The organism is Selenomonas ruminantium subsp. ruminantium ATCC 12561 (assembly GCF_000424065.1).
GTDB lineage: Bacteria > Bacillota > Negativicutes > Selenomonadales > Selenomonadaceae > Selenomonas_A > Selenomonas_A ruminantium.
Genome location: NZ_KE384128.1, coordinates 14,194 through 32,117, shown reverse-complemented (window position 1 = coordinate 32,117; position 17,924 = coordinate 14,194). Strand labels below are relative to the sequence as shown.

General features: G+C 38.6%; 18 protein-coding genes. 16 read left to right on the top strand and 2 right to left on the bottom strand.

Translation table 11 applies throughout. From position 1 onward, the window contains the following. Positions 1-3: 3 nt before the first annotated feature. From G598_RS0116195 to G598_RS19595, 16 genes are all read left to right on the top strand, one after another. A complete protein-coding gene (locus tag G598_RS0116195; RefSeq protein ID WP_245582844.1) occupies positions 4-771 on the top strand; it encodes a sugar transferase in 768 nt (255 codons plus the stop codon). Continuing rightward, complete coding sequence (locus tag G598_RS0116190) at positions 768-1,655, top strand: NAD-dependent epimerase/dehydratase family protein (RefSeq protein ID WP_026767798.1); 888 nt, start codon at positions 768-770, stop codon at positions 1,653-1,655. Before G598_RS0116195 ends, G598_RS0116190 begins: the two co-directional genes overlap by 4 nt. Continuing rightward, positions 1,655-2,878 carry a glycosyltransferase family 4 protein gene (locus G598_RS0116185; RefSeq protein WP_037364857.1) on the top strand — a complete coding sequence of 408 codons (1,224 nt, stop codon included), beginning with the start codon at positions 1,655-1,657 and terminating at the stop codon, positions 2,876-2,878. The genes G598_RS0116190 and G598_RS0116185 overlap by 1 nt, the downstream gene beginning before the upstream one ends. Positions 2,879-2,935: 57 nt before the next feature. Continuing rightward, on the top strand, positions 2,936-3,232 hold the full coding sequence (locus tag G598_RS19905) for a hypothetical protein (RefSeq protein WP_157833386.1): 297 nt from the start codon (positions 2,936-2,938) through the stop codon (positions 3,230-3,232). A 92-nt stretch (positions 3,233-3,324) separates the two neighbouring features. Next, positions 3,325-4,374: a glycosyltransferase gene (locus G598_RS18330; protein ID WP_051180459.1), complete on the top strand. Its 1,050-nt coding sequence runs from the start codon at positions 3,325-3,327 to the stop codon at positions 4,372-4,374. A gap of 44 nt (positions 4,375-4,418) precedes the next feature. Next, positions 4,419-5,570 (top strand): glycosyltransferase, encoded by a 1,152-nt coding sequence (locus G598_RS0116170; RefSeq protein ID WP_157833385.1) that lies wholly within the window; start codon positions 4,419-4,421, stop codon positions 5,568-5,570. A 160-nt stretch (positions 5,571-5,730) separates the two neighbouring features. Then, positions 5,731-6,816 carry a hypothetical protein gene (locus G598_RS0116165; RefSeq protein ID WP_157833384.1) on the top strand — a complete coding sequence of 362 codons (1,086 nt, stop codon included), beginning with the start codon at positions 5,731-5,733 and terminating at the stop codon, positions 6,814-6,816. After that, on the top strand, positions 6,791-7,762 hold the full coding sequence (locus G598_RS18325; protein WP_051180457.1) for a glycosyltransferase family 2 protein: 972 nt from the start codon (positions 6,791-6,793) through the stop codon (positions 7,760-7,762). The genes G598_RS0116165 and G598_RS18325 overlap by 26 nt, the downstream gene beginning before the upstream one ends. Positions 7,763-7,806: 44 nt before the next feature. After that, on the top strand, positions 7,807-8,886 hold the full coding sequence (locus tag G598_RS0116155) for a polysaccharide pyruvyl transferase family protein (protein ID WP_026767793.1): 1,080 nt from the start codon (positions 7,807-7,809) through the stop codon (positions 8,884-8,886). After that, positions 8,879-10,336, top strand: a complete 1,458-nt coding sequence (locus G598_RS0116150) for a lipopolysaccharide biosynthesis protein (RefSeq protein ID WP_026767792.1) — start codon at positions 8,879-8,881, stop codon at positions 10,334-10,336. The genes G598_RS0116155 and G598_RS0116150 overlap by 8 nt, the downstream gene beginning before the upstream one ends. A 126-nt stretch (positions 10,337-10,462) precedes the next feature. Continuing rightward, entirely contained in the window at positions 10,463-11,635 is a 1,173-nt protein-coding gene (locus G598_RS0116145; RefSeq protein ID WP_169534999.1) for a Coenzyme F420 hydrogenase/dehydrogenase, beta subunit C-terminal domain, read from the top strand. A 363-nt stretch (positions 11,636-11,998) separates the two neighbouring features. Further along, on the top strand, positions 11,999-13,063 hold the full coding sequence (locus G598_RS0116140) for a polysaccharide biosynthesis protein (protein ID WP_037364854.1): 1,065 nt from the start codon (positions 11,999-12,001) through the stop codon (positions 13,061-13,063). 11 nt (positions 13,064-13,074) lie between these two features. Beyond that, the gene (wecB, locus tag G598_RS0116135) at positions 13,075-14,247 is read left to right on the top strand and encodes a non-hydrolyzing UDP-N-acetylglucosamine 2-epimerase (protein WP_102012113.1); all 1,173 of its coding nucleotides are present in this window, start codon (positions 13,075-13,077) and stop codon (positions 14,245-14,247) included. Beyond that, the gene (locus G598_RS0116130; protein ID WP_026767788.1) at positions 14,244-15,479 is read left to right on the top strand and encodes a polysaccharide biosynthesis C-terminal domain-containing protein; all 1,236 of its coding nucleotides are present in this window, start codon (positions 14,244-14,246) and stop codon (positions 15,477-15,479) included. Before wecB ends, G598_RS0116130 begins: the two co-directional genes overlap by 4 nt. 49 nt (positions 15,480-15,528) lie before the next feature. Further along, the gene (locus G598_RS0116125; protein ID WP_026767787.1) at positions 15,529-16,095 is read left to right on the top strand and encodes a recombinase family protein; all 567 of its coding nucleotides are present in this window, start codon (positions 15,529-15,531) and stop codon (positions 16,093-16,095) included. 14 nt (positions 16,096-16,109) lie between these two features. After that, entirely contained in the window at positions 16,110-16,286 is a 177-nt protein-coding gene (locus G598_RS19595; RefSeq protein WP_071837997.1) for an Arc family DNA-binding protein, read from the top strand. A gap of 49 nt (positions 16,287-16,335) precedes the next feature. Here G598_RS19595 and G598_RS0116115 read toward each other — a convergent pair whose 3' ends face one another. Next, the gene (locus G598_RS0116115; protein WP_026767786.1) at positions 16,336-17,352 is read right to left on the bottom strand and encodes a PRC-barrel domain-containing protein; all 1,017 of its coding nucleotides are present in this window, start codon (positions 17,350-17,352) and stop codon (positions 16,336-16,338) included. A gap of 14 nt (positions 17,353-17,366) precedes the next feature. After that, positions 17,367-17,924, bottom strand: a 558-nt coding sequence (locus G598_RS20150; RefSeq protein WP_051180454.1) for a hypothetical protein, incomplete at its 5' end; no start/stop codon positions are given.

Here is a 17,924-nt window from a genome sequence, read left to right as displayed (position 1 = left end):
TAGATGCATACAGAAATCAACCCTATGGAAGGGAAAAAAGTTGTTTTTGTAGAGAACATTATGGAACCGGAAAATGCTGATGGGGTCAGAGGTCATTTGGAGGCTGTAGCAGATATTCATCATGTACCGACCGTATATGAAGCATATATAAAAAGAAGCCTTGATATAATTCTATCTTTAGTTGGGCTGCTGGTGTTATCGCCTATTTTTTTAGCACTTAGTATATGGATTTATTTGGATGATCCGGGCCCTATATTTTTTTCACAAAGACGTATCGGCAATAATAAGAGATACTTCCAGCTGCATAAATTCCGTTCAATGAAAATGTGTACACCACATGACAGACCTACACATATGTTGGATAATCCGGAACAATATATAACTAAAGCTGGTAAATTTATTCGTGCACACAGCTTGGATGAATTGCCACAAATATGGGATATATTCATAGGAAACATGAGTATTATTGGGCCACGTCCTGGTTTATGGAACCAAGATTTGCTTACTGCCGAACGTGATAAATATGGTGCCAATGATATAAAACCAGGGCTGACTGGTTGGGCGCAGATTAATGGCAGAGATGAACTGGAGATACCGGCAAAAGCAAAGCTGGATGGTGACTATACAAGCACATTGAAAAACGGTGGCATGAAGGCGTTTTTCTTTGATATAAGATGCTTTCTGGGGACTATTTTTTCTGTTTTGCGCAGTGAAGGTGTCGTTGAAGGTGGAACTGGTGAAATGAAAAAACATGAGGAAACAGTGAAATGAAGAAAGTCCTTATAACGGGTGCTAACTCTTATATTGGTATAAGTTTTGAGCTATATGTCGCAGAACATTATCCGAAAGAAATATCGATAGATACGGTGGATATGATTGATGGCAGCTGGAGGAAAAAAGATTTTTCGGTTTATGATGTTGTTTATCATGTAGCGGGACTAGCACATGCTGATGTGGGGAATGTCAGTGAAGCGGTCAAGGCAAAATACTATGCAGTCAATACAGATTTAGCTATTGAGACAGCTCGAAAAGCAAAAGCCCAAGGGGTAAGACAGTTTGTATTTATGTCCTCTGCCATCATTTATGGTGAATCTGCACCTTACGGGAAGAAAAAACGCATTACCAGAGATACAGACCCTAAACCGGCAAACTTTTATGGTGATAGTAAATGGCAGGCGGACAAAGGCGTTCGTAAACTGGCTGATGACAGTTTTACCGTAACGGTTTTAAGACCGCCTATGATTTATGGAAAAGGCAGTAAAGGAAATTATCCGATTCTAGGCAAAATGGCGAAAAAAATGCTGTTTTTCCCAGATATTGATAATGAACGCTCCATGCTCTATATCGAAAACCTTTGCGAATTTCTGTGTCAGGTTATTTTGCGAGGCGAAGGCGGTGTGTTTTGGCCACAAAATGCAGAATATAGTAGGACTAGTGAATTGGTACAGCAGATTGCAACGGTAGTTGGCCATACGATATGGGTATCGGGAGTATGGAACTGGGCGGTTGTTTTGGCTAGCAAAATGCCGGGGAAAATCGGCGGCTTGGCCAATAAAGCCTTTGGCAATATGTCTTATGACCAAAGTATGAGCCGATATGATTTTGACTATATTGTCGCAGACCTTAAAACATCCATTGAAAGGACAGAGGGATAATGAAACACATTCTTCTCATAACCCAATATTTCTATCCCGAAACCTTTCGTGTTAATGACATGGCCTGCGAGTGGGTGAAGCGTGGCTATAAGGTCACGGTGTTGACTGGTATCCCCAATTATCCGATGGGGAAATTCTTTGATGGATATGACCGGAAACATCGTACGCGTGAAACTTGGAATGGCGTGAACATCATCCGGATTCCCTTGATAGCCAGAGGAAATAGCCGCAATAAACTCATGAATGCTGCAGGGATGGCGGCAAACTATCTTAGTTTTGTGCGGAGTGGACGTAAATGGGTGAAAAGCAAAGAAGCAGCAAATCTTCACGCGGACATTGTGTTTACTGTGGAAGTTTCGCCCATGACGCAGGCCTTGATAGGTATCTGGTATGGGAAACGGTATCATGTGCCCACTTATCTGTATGTGCAGGATTTATGGCCGGAGAATGTAGAGACTGTAACTGGCATCCATAATCGTGCAATTATCGGCCCCATAGATCGTATGGTCGACAAGATTTACCGGGAAACGGATACAATTTTTACCACGAGCCCCAGCTTTGTTGAGGCAATCGTCAATCGCAAACATCCTGTGCCTAGAAGCAAGGTTCATTATTGGCCGCAGTATGCTGAAGAATTTTACAGACCGATGGAGCCACAGAAAATCGAAGGCATTGAAGATGATGGCTGCTACAAGATAGCTTTCACGGGAAATATCGGCACCGCGCAGGGGCTGGATGTCTTGCCTAAAGCGGCAGAACTGCTGAAAAATGACAACGTAAAATTCATCATCGTCGGAGATGGCCGCTACCAGCCGGAATTTGAACGGCAGATAAGATTGCATGATGTGCAGGATAAGTTCGTGATGATTCCTAGGGTGCCAGCTGAACGTGTTCCGAAGATTTTGTCTGCTTGCGATGCAGGCTTTATCAGCTTTAACAAGACTCCGCTATGGGAAAATACGATACCGGCCAAGTTGCAGTCCTATATGGCCTGCGGCAAAGCCATTATTGCTTCGGCTTCTGGAGAGACAAAAAGAGTCATTCACGAATCGCAATGCGGTATTTGTACAGAAATAGGCAATCCGGGGGCTTTGGCAGCTGGCGTAAGAAAAATGATGAGTAATGACAGTGTAGCCATGGGTAAGAATGCTAGAATTTATTTTGAAGCACATTATGATAAAAAAAAATTGATGGATGATATCGATTTATATATAAGAAGATAGCTACTTATTAAGGACATAATAAAGTATCAATAATGATAACATGAGGAGGTGGATTATATGGGATATCCATTAAATGGTTGGAAGAATAAAGGCGGTACAAGTGATAGAAATGCTCCCGGTGGAAGTTGGAAGCAATATTGGCAAAAAAACACAAATGGACAGAAGTGGCCTGAATATTGCTGTGTTGAAGGGTGTTATGAAAAGGCAACAGACGGTGCACATATGTATTGTCCTTCAGTGGACAGGCGTGAATGGATAATACCTACATGTCACTTTCATAATATGCAAAAAGGTAGTGAGCTTACTCTGAAAAATAGTACGCCATCACCGCTTATTAGTGCCAATGTTAGGTGAGGTTGAGATATAATTATAGCCTTGGCAATGAATATGAAGATGTATTACAGATTATAATTATAAAATTATAATAGCGGATATGTGGAGGGAAAATGAAAAGGATCCTTGTTGTTGATACTGCAGCGAGTGGTGGAGGAGCGCTGACTGTTTTACAAGATTTTTATAAAGCTGTTGTAGAATATGAATCAAAGGATATTGAATGGATTTTTTTGGTGTCTGGACCTTATATTGAGGCAAAAACAAACATAAAAATAATTATTAAACCTTCACTTAAACCGCGCTTAAATAGACTCGCTTTTGATTATATAACGGGGAGGAAATTTGTAGAGGAAATAAAACCTAATCTTGTATTATCGTTTCAGAATACAATAATTAGGGGAGCTAATGTTCCGCAGGTAGTATATGTGCACCAGCCTGTGCCGTTTCAAAGTACATACAAGTTTTCATTTTTAAAAAAAGAAGAGCGTAGTATGGCGATTGTTCAGTATTTGCTGGGCGGGATTATAAAATCATCAGTATCTTCAGCTGATCTTGTTATTGTCCAAACAAAATGGATGAAAAATGCAATTTTACAGCAATGTGAAATTGAACAAGGTAAAGTTTTGCAAATATATCCGACTGTTAATAAGATTGATTTGGAGAATGCATGCAGATATCAGACAACTAATATATTTTTCTATCCAACTAGTGATGCTTATTATAAAAATATTAATACACTATTAGAGGCGTGTAGAAAGTTAGATTTGTGTTATCACTTGAATTTAACTGTGGATGGACAGAGTACTGAAAAAATTAGTTTTTTAGGTAGGTTATCAAGAGAAGATGTTCTCAGCCAGTATAAAAATTCGTGTTTAGTATTTCCTTCATATATAGAAACATTTGGTTACCCGTTGATAGAAGCAAAGAAAATGGGAGCGATTATATTAGCGTCTGATTGTGAATTTTCACATGAGTTGTTGGATGGCTACTCTAATGCATATTTTTTTAATCCTTTTGATAGTCTTGAATTAAGTCGTTTGATGGAGAACGTAGCTTCAGGAAAAATTACGCGAAAAAAAGTATTTATCGAAATGGATAAAGGCGACGATAATTCGTGGGATAAGGTTATAGACATATTAAGAAGGAGGATTGGCATCTTTTAGGGAGATAAAAGATGTATCTGATAAATGTAGGGGGGAGATTTATTGTGCAAAAAATCTATTATATATGCAGTTATAATAATCCGGAGGTTATAAATGAGAATAGATATTACCCGCTTTCGGGCGCTGCGAAAATTGATAGTATTATAGATTCGTTTCAAAGAATAAAAAAAAAAATAGAAATTATTTCAATTAGTATGGTGCACAATGACCAGCTTGGGAAGAGTCACTATGTGGAGTTGGGGAATAATGTTTATTTGAAATTATTTAAATCATACGGTCGCAAAAATATAATTGTTAGATTTATGGATTCTATTCAATTCTATATACGCTTTGTTATGTATTTATTAATGAATATAAAAAAAGAAGATACGGTTGTAGTGTATCATTCTTTAGCGTATTATAAAATAATTCCTGTTTTAAAAAAAATTATTGGATTCAAATTAATTTTAGAAGTGGAAGAAATTTATTCAGATGTATTAGAAAATGATAAATATAGAAGTGCTGAATTTAATATAATAAATTTAGCAGATGCATTAATTTTTCCTTCTTATGAATTAGAATCAATTTGTAATATCAATAGGAAACCCTATGTTGTGATTCATGGAACATATGATATACATGATGGTATATGCATGCGTGGTGATAAAAATCGTGATTTTATACATATTGTATATGCGGGGACTTTAGATATTAGGAAAGGATGTATAGAAACCATTAAAATGGCGGCGCTACTACCTAAACAGTATCGTGTTTCGATATTAGGGACGGATAGACCTGAGAATTTTGATGTTCTTAATAAATTGATTGAGAATGTAAATACTAGGGGGGGCGCGAAGGTGAAGCTTTTGGGTAAAAAGACTGGTATAGAATATAATAAGTTCTTACAATCGTGTGATATTGGGATGTGCACACAAGATCCTAATGCTAGCTTTACGGAAACATCTTTCCCTAGTAAAATATTGTCTTATTTAGCAAATGGATTGAGAGTGGTGGCGGTTGATATACCTGCTATTAGAAATTCTGATGTGGCTGATATATTATATTTTTACAAAAAACAGACTCCGGAAGATATAGCAAATTGTATAAAGAGTATTGATATGGATTCATTTTATGATAGTCGGAGTATGATAAAAGACTTAAAGAAGAAATTTATTATAAATATTTCACATTTATTGGATGAACTCGAAAAAGGATAAAAATATGTGTATTACCTTAAAACAGTTGAAAACAATTTGGTTTATATTGTTGACTTTTTTTATGATATACAGTCCGCCGATATTGCCGATTAATGTAAAACATATAATAGGAATTGGTTCGATATTTTGGATTATAATAAATTGGCGGTATTATAAATATGTGCTCAAAAATAAAACTGTAAAAAGAGTGCTGGTTTTGTTTTCGTTGTTACCTATATATGTATTCTTGATTGCTGTTGCTAATGGTGAAAAGCTTACGATTGTCTCGTTCTATTTATATGTATGTGTTGATTTGCTTCCTTTTGCAATAATTTTATCATCGTATCTTTCGTGCTTCAAGGAAAATTATATATATAAAATAGTAATTATATGTTCTGCAATTGAAGCTATAATGGTATATTTATCTTTTTTTAATGAATCGATTCAGATGTTTTTTGTGGGGATTATGGTGGAAACATATGGCGATATATTTGAAAAGTTATCTGATAAAAGAATGTTTGGGTTTGCAGATTCCTTGACTTTTTCATCAGCAGTTGTTCAAGGTGTTATATCATGGATATATATACTCTGGGTTCGTAAAAAAAATATAGCAAGTGTTATGTTTTTTTTGTTTATTTTATTATCAGGAGTTATAAATGCGAGAACAACAATAGTAGCATTCTTTATTGGATTGATGGTCTATATTATATTTGCCAAAAGGTCTTTGGTAGAGAAGATGGTTATAATTTCATTTGGAGGTGGCGCACTGGCTCTTATAGCTTATTATTGCATGCTGGAATTTGAAGATAATTTGACGATGAAATGGATAAATGAGGGGATAAATGAAATAATAGATATGACGCAAGGAGATACTAGTACGGGATATTTTTCATACGTAACAGACTTAGGTAATTATTTGTTGCCGGCTAATATAGAAGATCGTATTTTGGGGACAGGAAAGCGTGTTTTTGGCGGAGAAAATATGTTTTTTTCTTCAGATATTGGTTTCATAAATGATATTTGGATAGGCGGATATTTTTTTACTATAATGTTATTTGCGGTATATGAGTATGTTTTTTTTGAAATGGCAAAGAGTGAAAATGATATAGCATCTTTTTTAGGGCGGTTTATGATGGTTTTGTATCCGATATTGGATGTAAAAGGGCAGGTATACATGATATCTGATATTACGTGTATGATAATTATAGTTTTTATGGTGGATTTAGGAAGGAAAATATATAATGGGAAGAATAAAACCATTAATTAGTGTTATTGTTCCGGTTTATAATGTGGAAAAATATTTGAGACAATGTGTCGATTCTATTCTAGCACAAACATATCCGAATATAGAAATAATACTAATTAATGATGGCTCTACAGATTCTAGTGCGAAAATATGTGATTATTTTAAAAATAAATATAAAAATGTAAGTGTTATTCATCAAGAAAATAAAGGACAAGCATCTGCACGGAATAAGGGAATAGATGCTTCACATGGTGAATATATTGGGTTCATAGATAGTGATGACTGGATAGAGCCTGATATGTATGAGAAACTTTATGAGTTAATATATAAATATAATGCAGATATAAGTTCATGTTTGTCAAATAATATATCACCTTTTAAAGAAATTAAAGATGTGCAAATTAATAATGAAGTAAAAATATTTAAATCGCTGGATATTATTACGGCATTGTTTACACAGGTTGAACTCCGTTTTGAGGTTTGGAATAAATTATGGAAACGTGATTTTATTGGAGAATGTCGTTTTACAGAAGGGCAACTGTGTGAAGAAGTTAAATTTGACAGATTATTGTTCATGAAAGCAAATAAGATTGTGCATGTTAATAGTATATATCATCATTATCGTATAGATAGACCAGGAAACACCTTGTCTTCGTTTAAAATAAGTAAAATGTGTATATTTAACGAATTTGAAGAATGGTTAAATGATATAGAAAAAATGGATAATTGGCAAAATGCCAGTTTGGTTTTGAAAACAATATATCTAAGATTTTGCTATAGTTTTTATATAGAAGCGTCGAAAAATAAGCAGAAAAAGGATATTTTGGATAATCTATATGAATTATATTGTAAATACTATATAGATGTTATTAATGGAGGGCTTTTGCCGAATAAAGATGTCTTTAAGTTTAGATTATTTTTCCATAGTCCGCATTTACTGTCATTGATTAGAAATTGGTTGAAATAGAATGTTGAAATTATACGAGCTATACAGGAGATAGGAGTACAATAATGAAGATAGCTACATTGACATTTCATAGGGCACTTAACTACGGAGCTGTTTTACAATGCTTTGCCTTACAAAAGACAATAAAAGACTTGGGGTATGATTCTGATGTATTGGATTATGATTGTAAAATAATATCTAGAGAGTATAGATTGGTTAAGACTGAAACGTATTTTAAATTCATAAAGTCCTTAATCTTGTTTCCTTATTATTATCAAAGAAAACGTAATTACGATAATTTTATAAAGAAATATATATCTAAAAGTTGTAAATATAGTTATCAAGACCTGCGAAGAGTGGAAGATGATTATGATGTAATAATTACTGGTAGTGACCAAGTGTGGAATTATAAATTAACAGGTTGTGATGATGCCTATTTTTTAGGCTTTATTTCAAATAGAAAAAAACGTCTTTCTTATGCTGCAAGTTTTGGCGTTAAAGAAATACCCAAAGAGTTTTATGAATTTTATTGTAAAAATATTGAAGGTATGGGACATATTTCCGTTAGGGAACGTGCAGGGGCTGAGCTTGTTGAACAACTTTGTGGTCGTCAAGCTGATGTTGTATTGGACCCAGTATTCTTACAAACAGAAGATTGTTGGCGTAATGTTATGTCAAATATAAAAGAAACTGGATATGTTTTTGTTTATATGCCGGGGAAATATACTATAAGGGTTGCACAAGAATTGGCCAATAGGAAAAAGTTAAAACTCATTCATTGTGCATATGACATATCATTTAAGAATATTAATGATAACGTTTCTGATAGTCGATTATCATTAGGACCTGATGATTTTTTATCATTGTTGGCTGGTGCAGAATATGTGGTAAGTGGATCCTTTCATGCTACTGCTTTTTCTTTGATTTTTCAGAAGAAATTCTTTGTTGAAATTCCACCGAATACAGGAGAACGTATTAATAATTTGTTGAATGTTTTTGGCTTGCAGAATCGAATATTTAATGGAGATTGTTTACCAGATGATAGAGAGATTAAATGGCAGAATGTTCTGGAAAAAATGGAAGTGTTAAGAAATAAATCTTTGTCATGTTTAAAGGCGTCAATAAAGGCAGCTGTTCATGATTAAAAAAATATGGCAACAATATGAGCGGTTACCTATTCCTGTAAAAGCATCTATATGGTTTGTGGTTTGTACTGCTTTGCAAAAAGGAATTGGTACTATAACGACACCTGTTTTTACGCGTATTATGACACCAGATGAATATGGACAATATAACGTATTCAATTCGTGGCAAGGTATCATTAGCGTATTTGTGACATTAAATATCAATGCAGGCGTTTTGGCACAAGGAGTAGTAAAGTTTGCTAAAGAAAGAGCTGCATTTGTTTCCGCATTACAAGGTTTGTGCTTGGTGCTTTGCTGCATATGGACAATTATATACCTTTTATTAGAGGGATTTTGGAATCAATTATTTGGGTTTACTACCATACAAATGCTTTCAATGTTACTGCTGATATGGCTTAGTGCGGTATGGGGATTTTGGTCTATGACACAGCGGGTAGAGTTTCTTTATCGCAAAGTTGTTGTTATTTCACTGCTTATGTCGGTATTGACACCAGCGCTTGGTGTATTACTTGTGCTTGATTTTGATGATAAGGTATTTGCAAGAATTCTTAGTGTATTGGTTGTGTATCTTTTTTTGTATACAGGTTTGTTTTTTAAACAGATTTGCCATGGTAAGGTGTTCTTCTCTGCTTATTATTGGCGTTATGCATTAGCGTTTAATATTCCATTAATCCCACATTATTTATCAATGTTGTTGCTTTCAAGTTCTGATAGAATTATGATTCAACAAATGGTAGGTAATGCTGAGGCGGGAATATATAGTTTGGGGTGCTCTGTTGCATTGGTGATGTCTTTGTTTAATAGTTCGCTGTTACAAACCTTAGAGCCATGGTTGTATCGCAAGATAAATTTGGGTAGGGTAATGGATATTGCTCCGGTTGCCTATACTTCTTTTGTGTTGATTGCAGGATTGAATATAATTCTAATTGCTTTTGCTCCAGAATTGATTGCATTTTTTGCGCCGCGAGAATATTATGATGCTATTTGGGTGGTTGCACCTGTAGCAATGGGAGCTTATTTTACGTTTTTATATAGTTTTTTTGCTACATTTGAGTTTTATTTTGAAAAGACAAAGTTTATCTCAATAGCTACAGTTCTAGGCGCTGTAATAAATTTAGGATTGAATTATTGGTTGATTCCAGTTTTTGGCTATATAGTAGCAGGTTACACAACTCTTTTGTGTTATATCATTTATGCAGCTGGTCATTATGTGTTTATGCTACGAGTGGTTAGAGAAAAGATGGGTAGGACAAGAATTTATAGTTTATCTACTATAATAAAGATAGTATTTGTATTTATGTTTTTATCAGGGATATTCTATTTTACATATGAGAAATGCATTGCTCGATATGTTATTCTTTTTATAATGTTGTTGACGATTTATGTGCGACGCCAATTCGTTATAGGGGAAATTACTAAGATATTAACACTTGGTAAACGAGTAGAATAATAGGTGTTGTAGATAATGTTTTATTTATGGTCTGTTTATTGTATATTGATGCCTTTTAGTTGTAGGTATAAAAGTATGTTTTTTAATGGAATTTTGCAATATTGCATAAGAAAGAGGTGATTGATATTGGATATTGCTAATGTTCAAGAAAAATGTTGTGGTTGTAGTGCTTGTGTTAGTGTATGCCCCTCAAAAGCGATATCTCTGGAAGAAGATAAAGAGGGTTTTTTATATCCTAAGGTTGATAGAGATAAATGTGTGAAATGTCATTTGTGTGAAAAAACATGTTTTTATTTATCTGGAATAGAGAGTATGAAGTCAGATAGTGATGTTCAATACACATATGCAGTTAAGGCTAAAAATGATGAGGTCAGAATGAAAAGTCAATCTGGTGGGGTGTTTTCGCTTTTATCGACACAAATTATAAAAAAAGATGGCGTTGTGTATGGTTGTATTTTAGATTCGGATTTTCGAGCTGTACATAGTCGAGCGGAAACATATATAGAACGAGATTTGATGTGTGGTTCAAAATATGTTCAAAGTCATTTATTAGATGTGTATAAGCAAGTGAAAGATGATTTGTTAAAAAATCGATGCGTACTTTTTTCGGGGACTCCATGTCAGGTAGAAGGGCTTATTAAGTTTGTTTCGAAATTAAAAAAAGTTTATAGAGATAATCTTGTGTTAGTAGATATAGTCTGTCATGGTGTGCCAAGCCCTAAGATATGGAGAGAATATGTTAGGGCAATATCGAATGAATATGGCAGTAGTCCTCGTCGCATTGTGTTCCGTGATAAAAAATATGGATGGCATAGCTTTGTAGAAAAAATTGAGTTTGATAATAAGAACTATATGAGTGATAAATATGGAAGAATATTCTTTAATCATGGTGCAATAAGAAAATCATGTTTTTCATGTAAATTTACTAATGTTAATCGAGTGTCGGATGTAACAATAGGAGATTGCTGGGGGATTGAAGAAAAACATCCTGAATTAGATGATGATAAGGGGATATCTATTGCTATTATAAATACGAGAAAAGGAAAGATGCTTTTTGATGAAATAAGAGGAGAGGCCGATGTTGTAGAAATAGATATTAATCATTACTTACAACCGCAATTAAAAGAACCTATATATTTAAACAAAAAAAATAGAGAAGAGTTTTGGAATACATATAATCGTGATGGGATTATGATGATTTTAAAAAAATATGGGGAGGGAACAATTAGAGAAAAAATTGAGAGAAAGTGTGGGACGATAATTTCGTTGAAAAACAAGTTAATAAAGAAATTTTTATGAATTAATGTGTTTTAATAGAATTTTAATGTAATGATTGTGCGTTCACTAAGTCTAGTCGATCTTAAATTTTACCAGAAGTTCTAGTCCATCAGTTTACTTGTCTTTGATATATATAATATATGTGGAATTATTTAAAAAATTCTATCTTGATGATTGTACATATTACATAATAAATTGGCAGTCATGTATCAAAAATATCATTTTCGGCTATACGTTAAAATAACGTACTTTTCTAAATGATAACTTGAAAATTACGAAAGAGGAAGTCAAATTCAGAAATATATTTATTTCTAAGGATATAGCAACATGATTTTTATAAAAATATACATATAAAATGGATATTTAAAGGAGGATATACATTATATGAATATTGGTGAATCATTTAAAGATAAGACTTTGGTTATCACCGGCGGTACTGGTTCTTTTGGTTCCACAGTGCTGAAGCATTTTATTAGTTCCGAGCTGGGAGAGATTCGTATCCTCAGCCGTGACGAAAAGAAGCAGGATACGATGCGTCATACTTTGCAGGCAAGGTATCCTGAGTATGCTTCCAAGGTTAAGTTCTATGTTGGGGATGTCCGGAATATTTCATCTGTGCGAGATTGTTTGTATGGGGCGGATTATGTGTTTCATGCTGCAGCGTTGAAAGAAGTTCCGTCCTGTGAGTTCTTCCCTATGGAAGCAGTAAAGACGAATATTATCGGCACGGATAATGTGATTACGGCAGCCGTGGAAAATGCGGTAAAGAAGGTTGTTTTCCTGTCTACAGATAAGGCGGCATACCCCATCAATACGATGGGCGGTACGAAGATGTTAGGGGAGAAGGTCGTCGGCGCCCGGGCGCAGGCTGCGTTTGACCGCAGCGGTACGGTCCTTTGCTGCACGCGCTATGGCAATGTTATGTGCAGCCGTGGTTCGGTCATTCCGTTGTTCATTGACCAGATTAAGCGTAAGGCGCCGATTACCATCACCGACCCGAATATGACCCGTTTTCTGATGAATCTGGATGAAGCGGTGGATTTGGTAGCTTTTGCGTTCATGCATGCTGAGCCGGGCGATTTATTCATTCAGAAGGCAGATGCCAGCACGATTGGCGACCTTGCAGATGGTGTAATGAAGGTCTTTGGCCAGACGGAGAAGAAAATCATCGGCTCACGCCATGGTGAAAAGCTTTATGAAACCTTGATGACCCGCGAGGAACGCCTGCGTTCTACGGATATGGGCGATTATTTCCGTATCAGCCCGGATGCACGTGGGCTCAATTATGACAAGTTCTATGTGCAGGGGGATGTCCTCACGGAAGGTGATGAAGCATATACTTCTCATAATACCAATCGACTGGATGTGGATGGTGTTGTGCAAAAGATTATGACTACGGACTATGTGAAGGAAGAATTGGAAGGGCGTCCACATGCTGTGGAAGCGTAATGGAGGGCATCATGGAAGAAAAATGGCAAAATAATGGCAAAATCAAGCTGATGATTGTTGTAGGCACGCGTCCGGAAATCATCCGCCTGGCTGCTGTAATCAAGAAGTGCCGCAAGTATTTTGATACGTTACTGGTACATACAGGACAGAATTACGACTATAACCTGAATGGGGTATTTTTTAAGGATTTAGGCCTGGCAGATCCGGAATTGTATTTGAATGCTGTGGGCAGTGATTTGGGCGAAACGATGGGCAATATTATCGCCTCTTCCTACAAAGCTATGGCAGAACTGCAGCCGGAGGCGGTTCTGGTACTGGGCGATACGAATTCCTGCCTATCTGTTATTGGTGCCAAGCGTCTGCATATCCCCATTTTTCATATGGAGGCCGGCAACCGCTGCAAGGATGAATGCCTGCCGGAAGAGACGAATCGTCGCATTGTCGATATCATCAGCGATGTGAATATGGCGTATTCGGAGCATGCCCGCCGTTATCTGGCGGACTGCGGCCTGCCGAAGGAACGCACTTATGTAACCGGTTCGCCTATGGCTGAGGTGCTGACCAATAATCTGGAAGCAATCAAGGCATCGGATGTGCATGCCCGCCTTGGCTTGGAGAAGGGCAAATACATTCTCCTGTCTGCTCACCGCGAAGAGAATATTGATACAGAAAAGAATTTTACGAGTCTCTTTACGGCGATTAACCGCATGGCCGAAAAATACGACATGCCGATTCTTTATTCCTGCCATCCGCGTTCCAAGAAGAGGCTGGAGGCTTCCGGATTTACGCTGGATTCGCGTGTAATTCAGCATGAACCGCTGGGCTTCCATGATTACAACTGTCTGCAGATGAATGCGTTTGCGGTTGTTTCGGATTCCGGCACACTGCCGGAGGAAAGCAGTTTTTTTACTTCAATCGGGCAGCCGATTCCGGCAGTCTGCATCCGCACCTCGACCGAGCGGCCTGAGGCTTTGGACAAGGCCTGCTTTATCCTGTCCGGAATTGATGAAAAGGGATTGCTGCAGGCTGTAGATACCGCTGTAGAGATGGTAAAGGATGAGAAAAATGGCGGTGCCATACCGGTGCCGGACTATACGGACATCAATGTGTCGGATAAGGTCGTAAAGCTTATTCAATCCTATGTTGGTGTGGTTAATAAGATGGTTTGGAGAAAAGAAGTATGAAGATACTGGTAACAGGTGCGGCGGGCTTTGTCGGCCGCAATCTTGTAGAGAACTTGAAAAATATTCAGGCTGGAAAGAATAGAACGCGGCCCAATATATCCATTCAGGCGATTTATGAATATGACCGTCATAACACGGTAGAGGATTTGGAGCAGTTTTGTGCTGACTGTGATTTCGTCTTTAACCTTGCAGGGGTAAACCGCCCCAAAGACCCGAAAGAATTTAAGGCAGGGAATTTTGGTTTTGCCAGTGTCCTGCTCGATACGTTGAAAAAACACAATAACAAATGCCCAGTGATGTTGAGTTCGTCTTTGCAGGCAACGCTGGCTGGCCGTTTTGGAACGTCGGAGTATGGCCTGAGCAAGCGGGACGGGGAGGAACTGTTTTTCCGGTATGGTGAGGAAACAGGTGCGCCTGTTTATGTGTATCGTTTTCCTAATTTGGTTGGTAAATGGGTACGTCCCAACTATAATTCTGCATTAGGAACCTTTTGCCATAATATTGCCCATGATTTGCCGATAACGGTAAATGATCCGTCCGTAGAATTGGAAATGTTGTTCATTGATGACCTGTTGGAAGTTATGTATGACTTGCTCGAAGGCAAGGCTGTGCGCTGTGAGTATCCCAAAACAGGAGAAGTGATTGAGGGCATTACATATGATGGCTTGACGGCGAAACCAACTGAAACTGGTCGTTATTGCTATGCCCCGGTTACGCATAAGGCTACGTTAGGGCAGATTGTGGAACTTCTGCATACCTTCCATGACCAGCCGCAGAATCTTATCATGCCGGCAATTCCAGAAGGCAGCTTTGCCAAGAAACTATATAGTATGTATCTGTCCTATTTGCCGAAGGAGAAAGTCGCTTTTGATTTAAAGATGAACTGCGATGACCGCGGCAGCTTTACGGAGCTGCTGAAGACCGCTGAGCATGGTCAGTTTTCGGTGAATATCAGCAAGCCGGGAATAACCAAAGGACAGCATTGGCATAACAGCAAGTGGGAGTTCTTTATTGTGGTTGCCGGTCATGGCTTGATACAGGAACGAAAAATCGGTACGGATGAAGTTATCGAGTTCGAAGTCAGCGGCGATAGGATACAGGCGATTCATATGCTGCCGGGATATACGCATAATATTATCAATTTGTCCGAAACTGAAAATTTAGTGACGGTTATGTGGGCTAATGAATTGTTTGATGCCAATAGACCGGATACGTTTTTTGAGCCGGTTTGATTTACTTATAGACGCAGGATAACCATTTTTGGTGCGGGAGGTGATATTTATGGCGGCAAAGGTATATGGATATGCGGAGTCTGATGCAGATGCGGATGCGTTATGTGCTTATGCTGCCATGGATATCATCTTAGAGGACATGGCGGAGCGAGGGCAGTATCAAATTCTGCGGCGGTTTATGCGGGAAGGAGATACGCTTGTCGTGGTACATTGGTCTGCATTGGGCGATAGTGCGGCGGCGATTGGTGCAGAGTTGGATTCTTTGCAGGCAGAGCATATCCGGCTGCGGATTTTGGATCTGCCGATAACTTTGCAGGATTTGGATGAAGTATCTGCGGCGGTAGTTTTTCAGACGTTGAAGGAAATATTGCTTGTGCTACAACAGAGACAAGATAGTTTGCAGGCATTGCACCGTATACGTCAGCAGGAAGGGATACAGGCAGCCAAAAATGCCGGACGTCAGTTTGGGCGTCCGGCGATTGGTTATCCCAAGGGCTGGAAACGTATTTTTGGCCGCTATCAGGCCAAGGAAATCCGTGCATTGGAGGCCAGTAATGAACTTAAAATATCGCGGGCAACATTTTATCGGTTGGCAAAACGGTATCGACAGAGTTAGGAAGGAGGGATAGCGTGTTTGTGGTAAAGCAAAGTCAGGATATGGTGAATAAGACCTTCCGGTTTCCGCAGGAACTCTTAGACCAGTTGGAACGGGTCGCAAGGGAAAAGAATGTTTCGGTCAATAATCTCGTAAAGCAATGCTGTGAATATGCATTGGAGAATTTGCCACAGGATGATAAATCATGGTAATAAAAAAGAGATTCGGTATGCGTTTTGACATATCGAATCTCTTTTTTTATTACTGTACGTTCATGGAAAGTTCGATGAACTTGTTAGCCAGTTTTGCCTTCTGCAGAACTTCTTCGGTGATGTCCTGGCCAGCTTCTACGATAACGATGCCGTTATCCATCTTAATGTCGCGAGCGGCTTTTTTACCCAGGAGAAATCGACGATGACGTTCCTCGGATGCTTTGTCAGCAGCAGCCTGTTTTGCGGCGTCAGCTTTCGGTGCATCTTTCTTAGGCTCAGCCTTTGGAGCTTCTTTCTTGGGGTCCGTTTTTTCGTCTTCTTTTGGAGCGTCAGCCTTCGGTGCTTCCTCTGCCTTTTCTGCTTTCTCTGCAGGAGCAGGGGTAACTTCGGGAGCTTTCGGAGCCTCTGCGGCTTTCGGAGTTTCTTCAGCCTTCGGTGCTTCTTCGACTTTTGGCATTTCTTCAGCTTTCGGAGCTTCTGGAACTGCCGGAGCAACCGGAGCGGCTGGAGCAGCCGGTACTTCCAGAGCTGCTGGCGCTGCCTTGGGGCTTGGAGCTGCTTCCGGGGCTTTAGAAACTCGGGACATCACATCATTTTTTTTTTCCCCGGTGGGGTCAATAACCGTTACCTGCTTACCAAAGATGGAAATCTGGTCAGTAGCAATGTCGGAAGTTGTGCCATCGGGTGCTGTGATTTCGCATTTTTCAATTTTGCCGTCGTCACCGATGTAGAGTTCGGTGACTTTACCTTGAATCGTACCGGATTTGGTTATAGCCTTGGTGTCAAGGATGCGGATGTTCGTAATCAACAGATCTTTGTAATCACCAGCATCGTCGAGAGTAAGGATGTTTTCGCTGTTGGTAATGGTTACTGCATCGTCACCGATAGCAATGACCGATTCGTACGGAATGAGTTTCACACCCAGATACCAGTCGGCATCTTCAATGGTGATGGCTGCTACCGTACCGTTTTTAGCATCGATGAGCAGGGTTTTGCTGACACCCAGCTCACGGCCTTCCGTGATGCTGATAATGGGAAGGCCCAGGATTTCTACACTTTTCTTCATTAAAATTCCTCCAATTATTTTGCGCTGTCACTATGAGCTTGAAATTCCTTTTCAATTTCCTGCATAATATCTCCCGGAATCTGCGGGAAAGGCGTAGAAAGCGCAGCATGTTTGGCGAGTATATCCTGAACGGTGCCAAGGTAATGGATATTTTTGGTGAATTCCTGACACATGGCATCGTTTTGGGCGATTATCGGCATATCAAGCGCCTTCTTATAGGTGGCGATAGCGCCGCTATAGTTGGCTTGTGCTTTGTACAGATTACCCAGTTCAATAACGAGGAATGGTGTATAATCGTCATCCGCATAACGGGCAATCGCTTCCTGATATGCAAAGATTGCATCTTTTGGTTCTGAATCTTTGGCTTCATAGGCAAAGTCCAAAATAGCGTCCAGGTTATCCATAGTGGATATCTCCTGACGGAGCTGCTTTTCATGAGCTTTGCGTTTGGCTTCAGCCTGTTTGCGAGCCTTAGCCTCAGCGGCAGCTTTTTTCTTAGCCTCGGCTTCGGCCTTTGCTTTAGCCTCAGCAGCAGCTTTTTTCTTGGCTTCGGCTTCGGCCTTTGCTTTAGC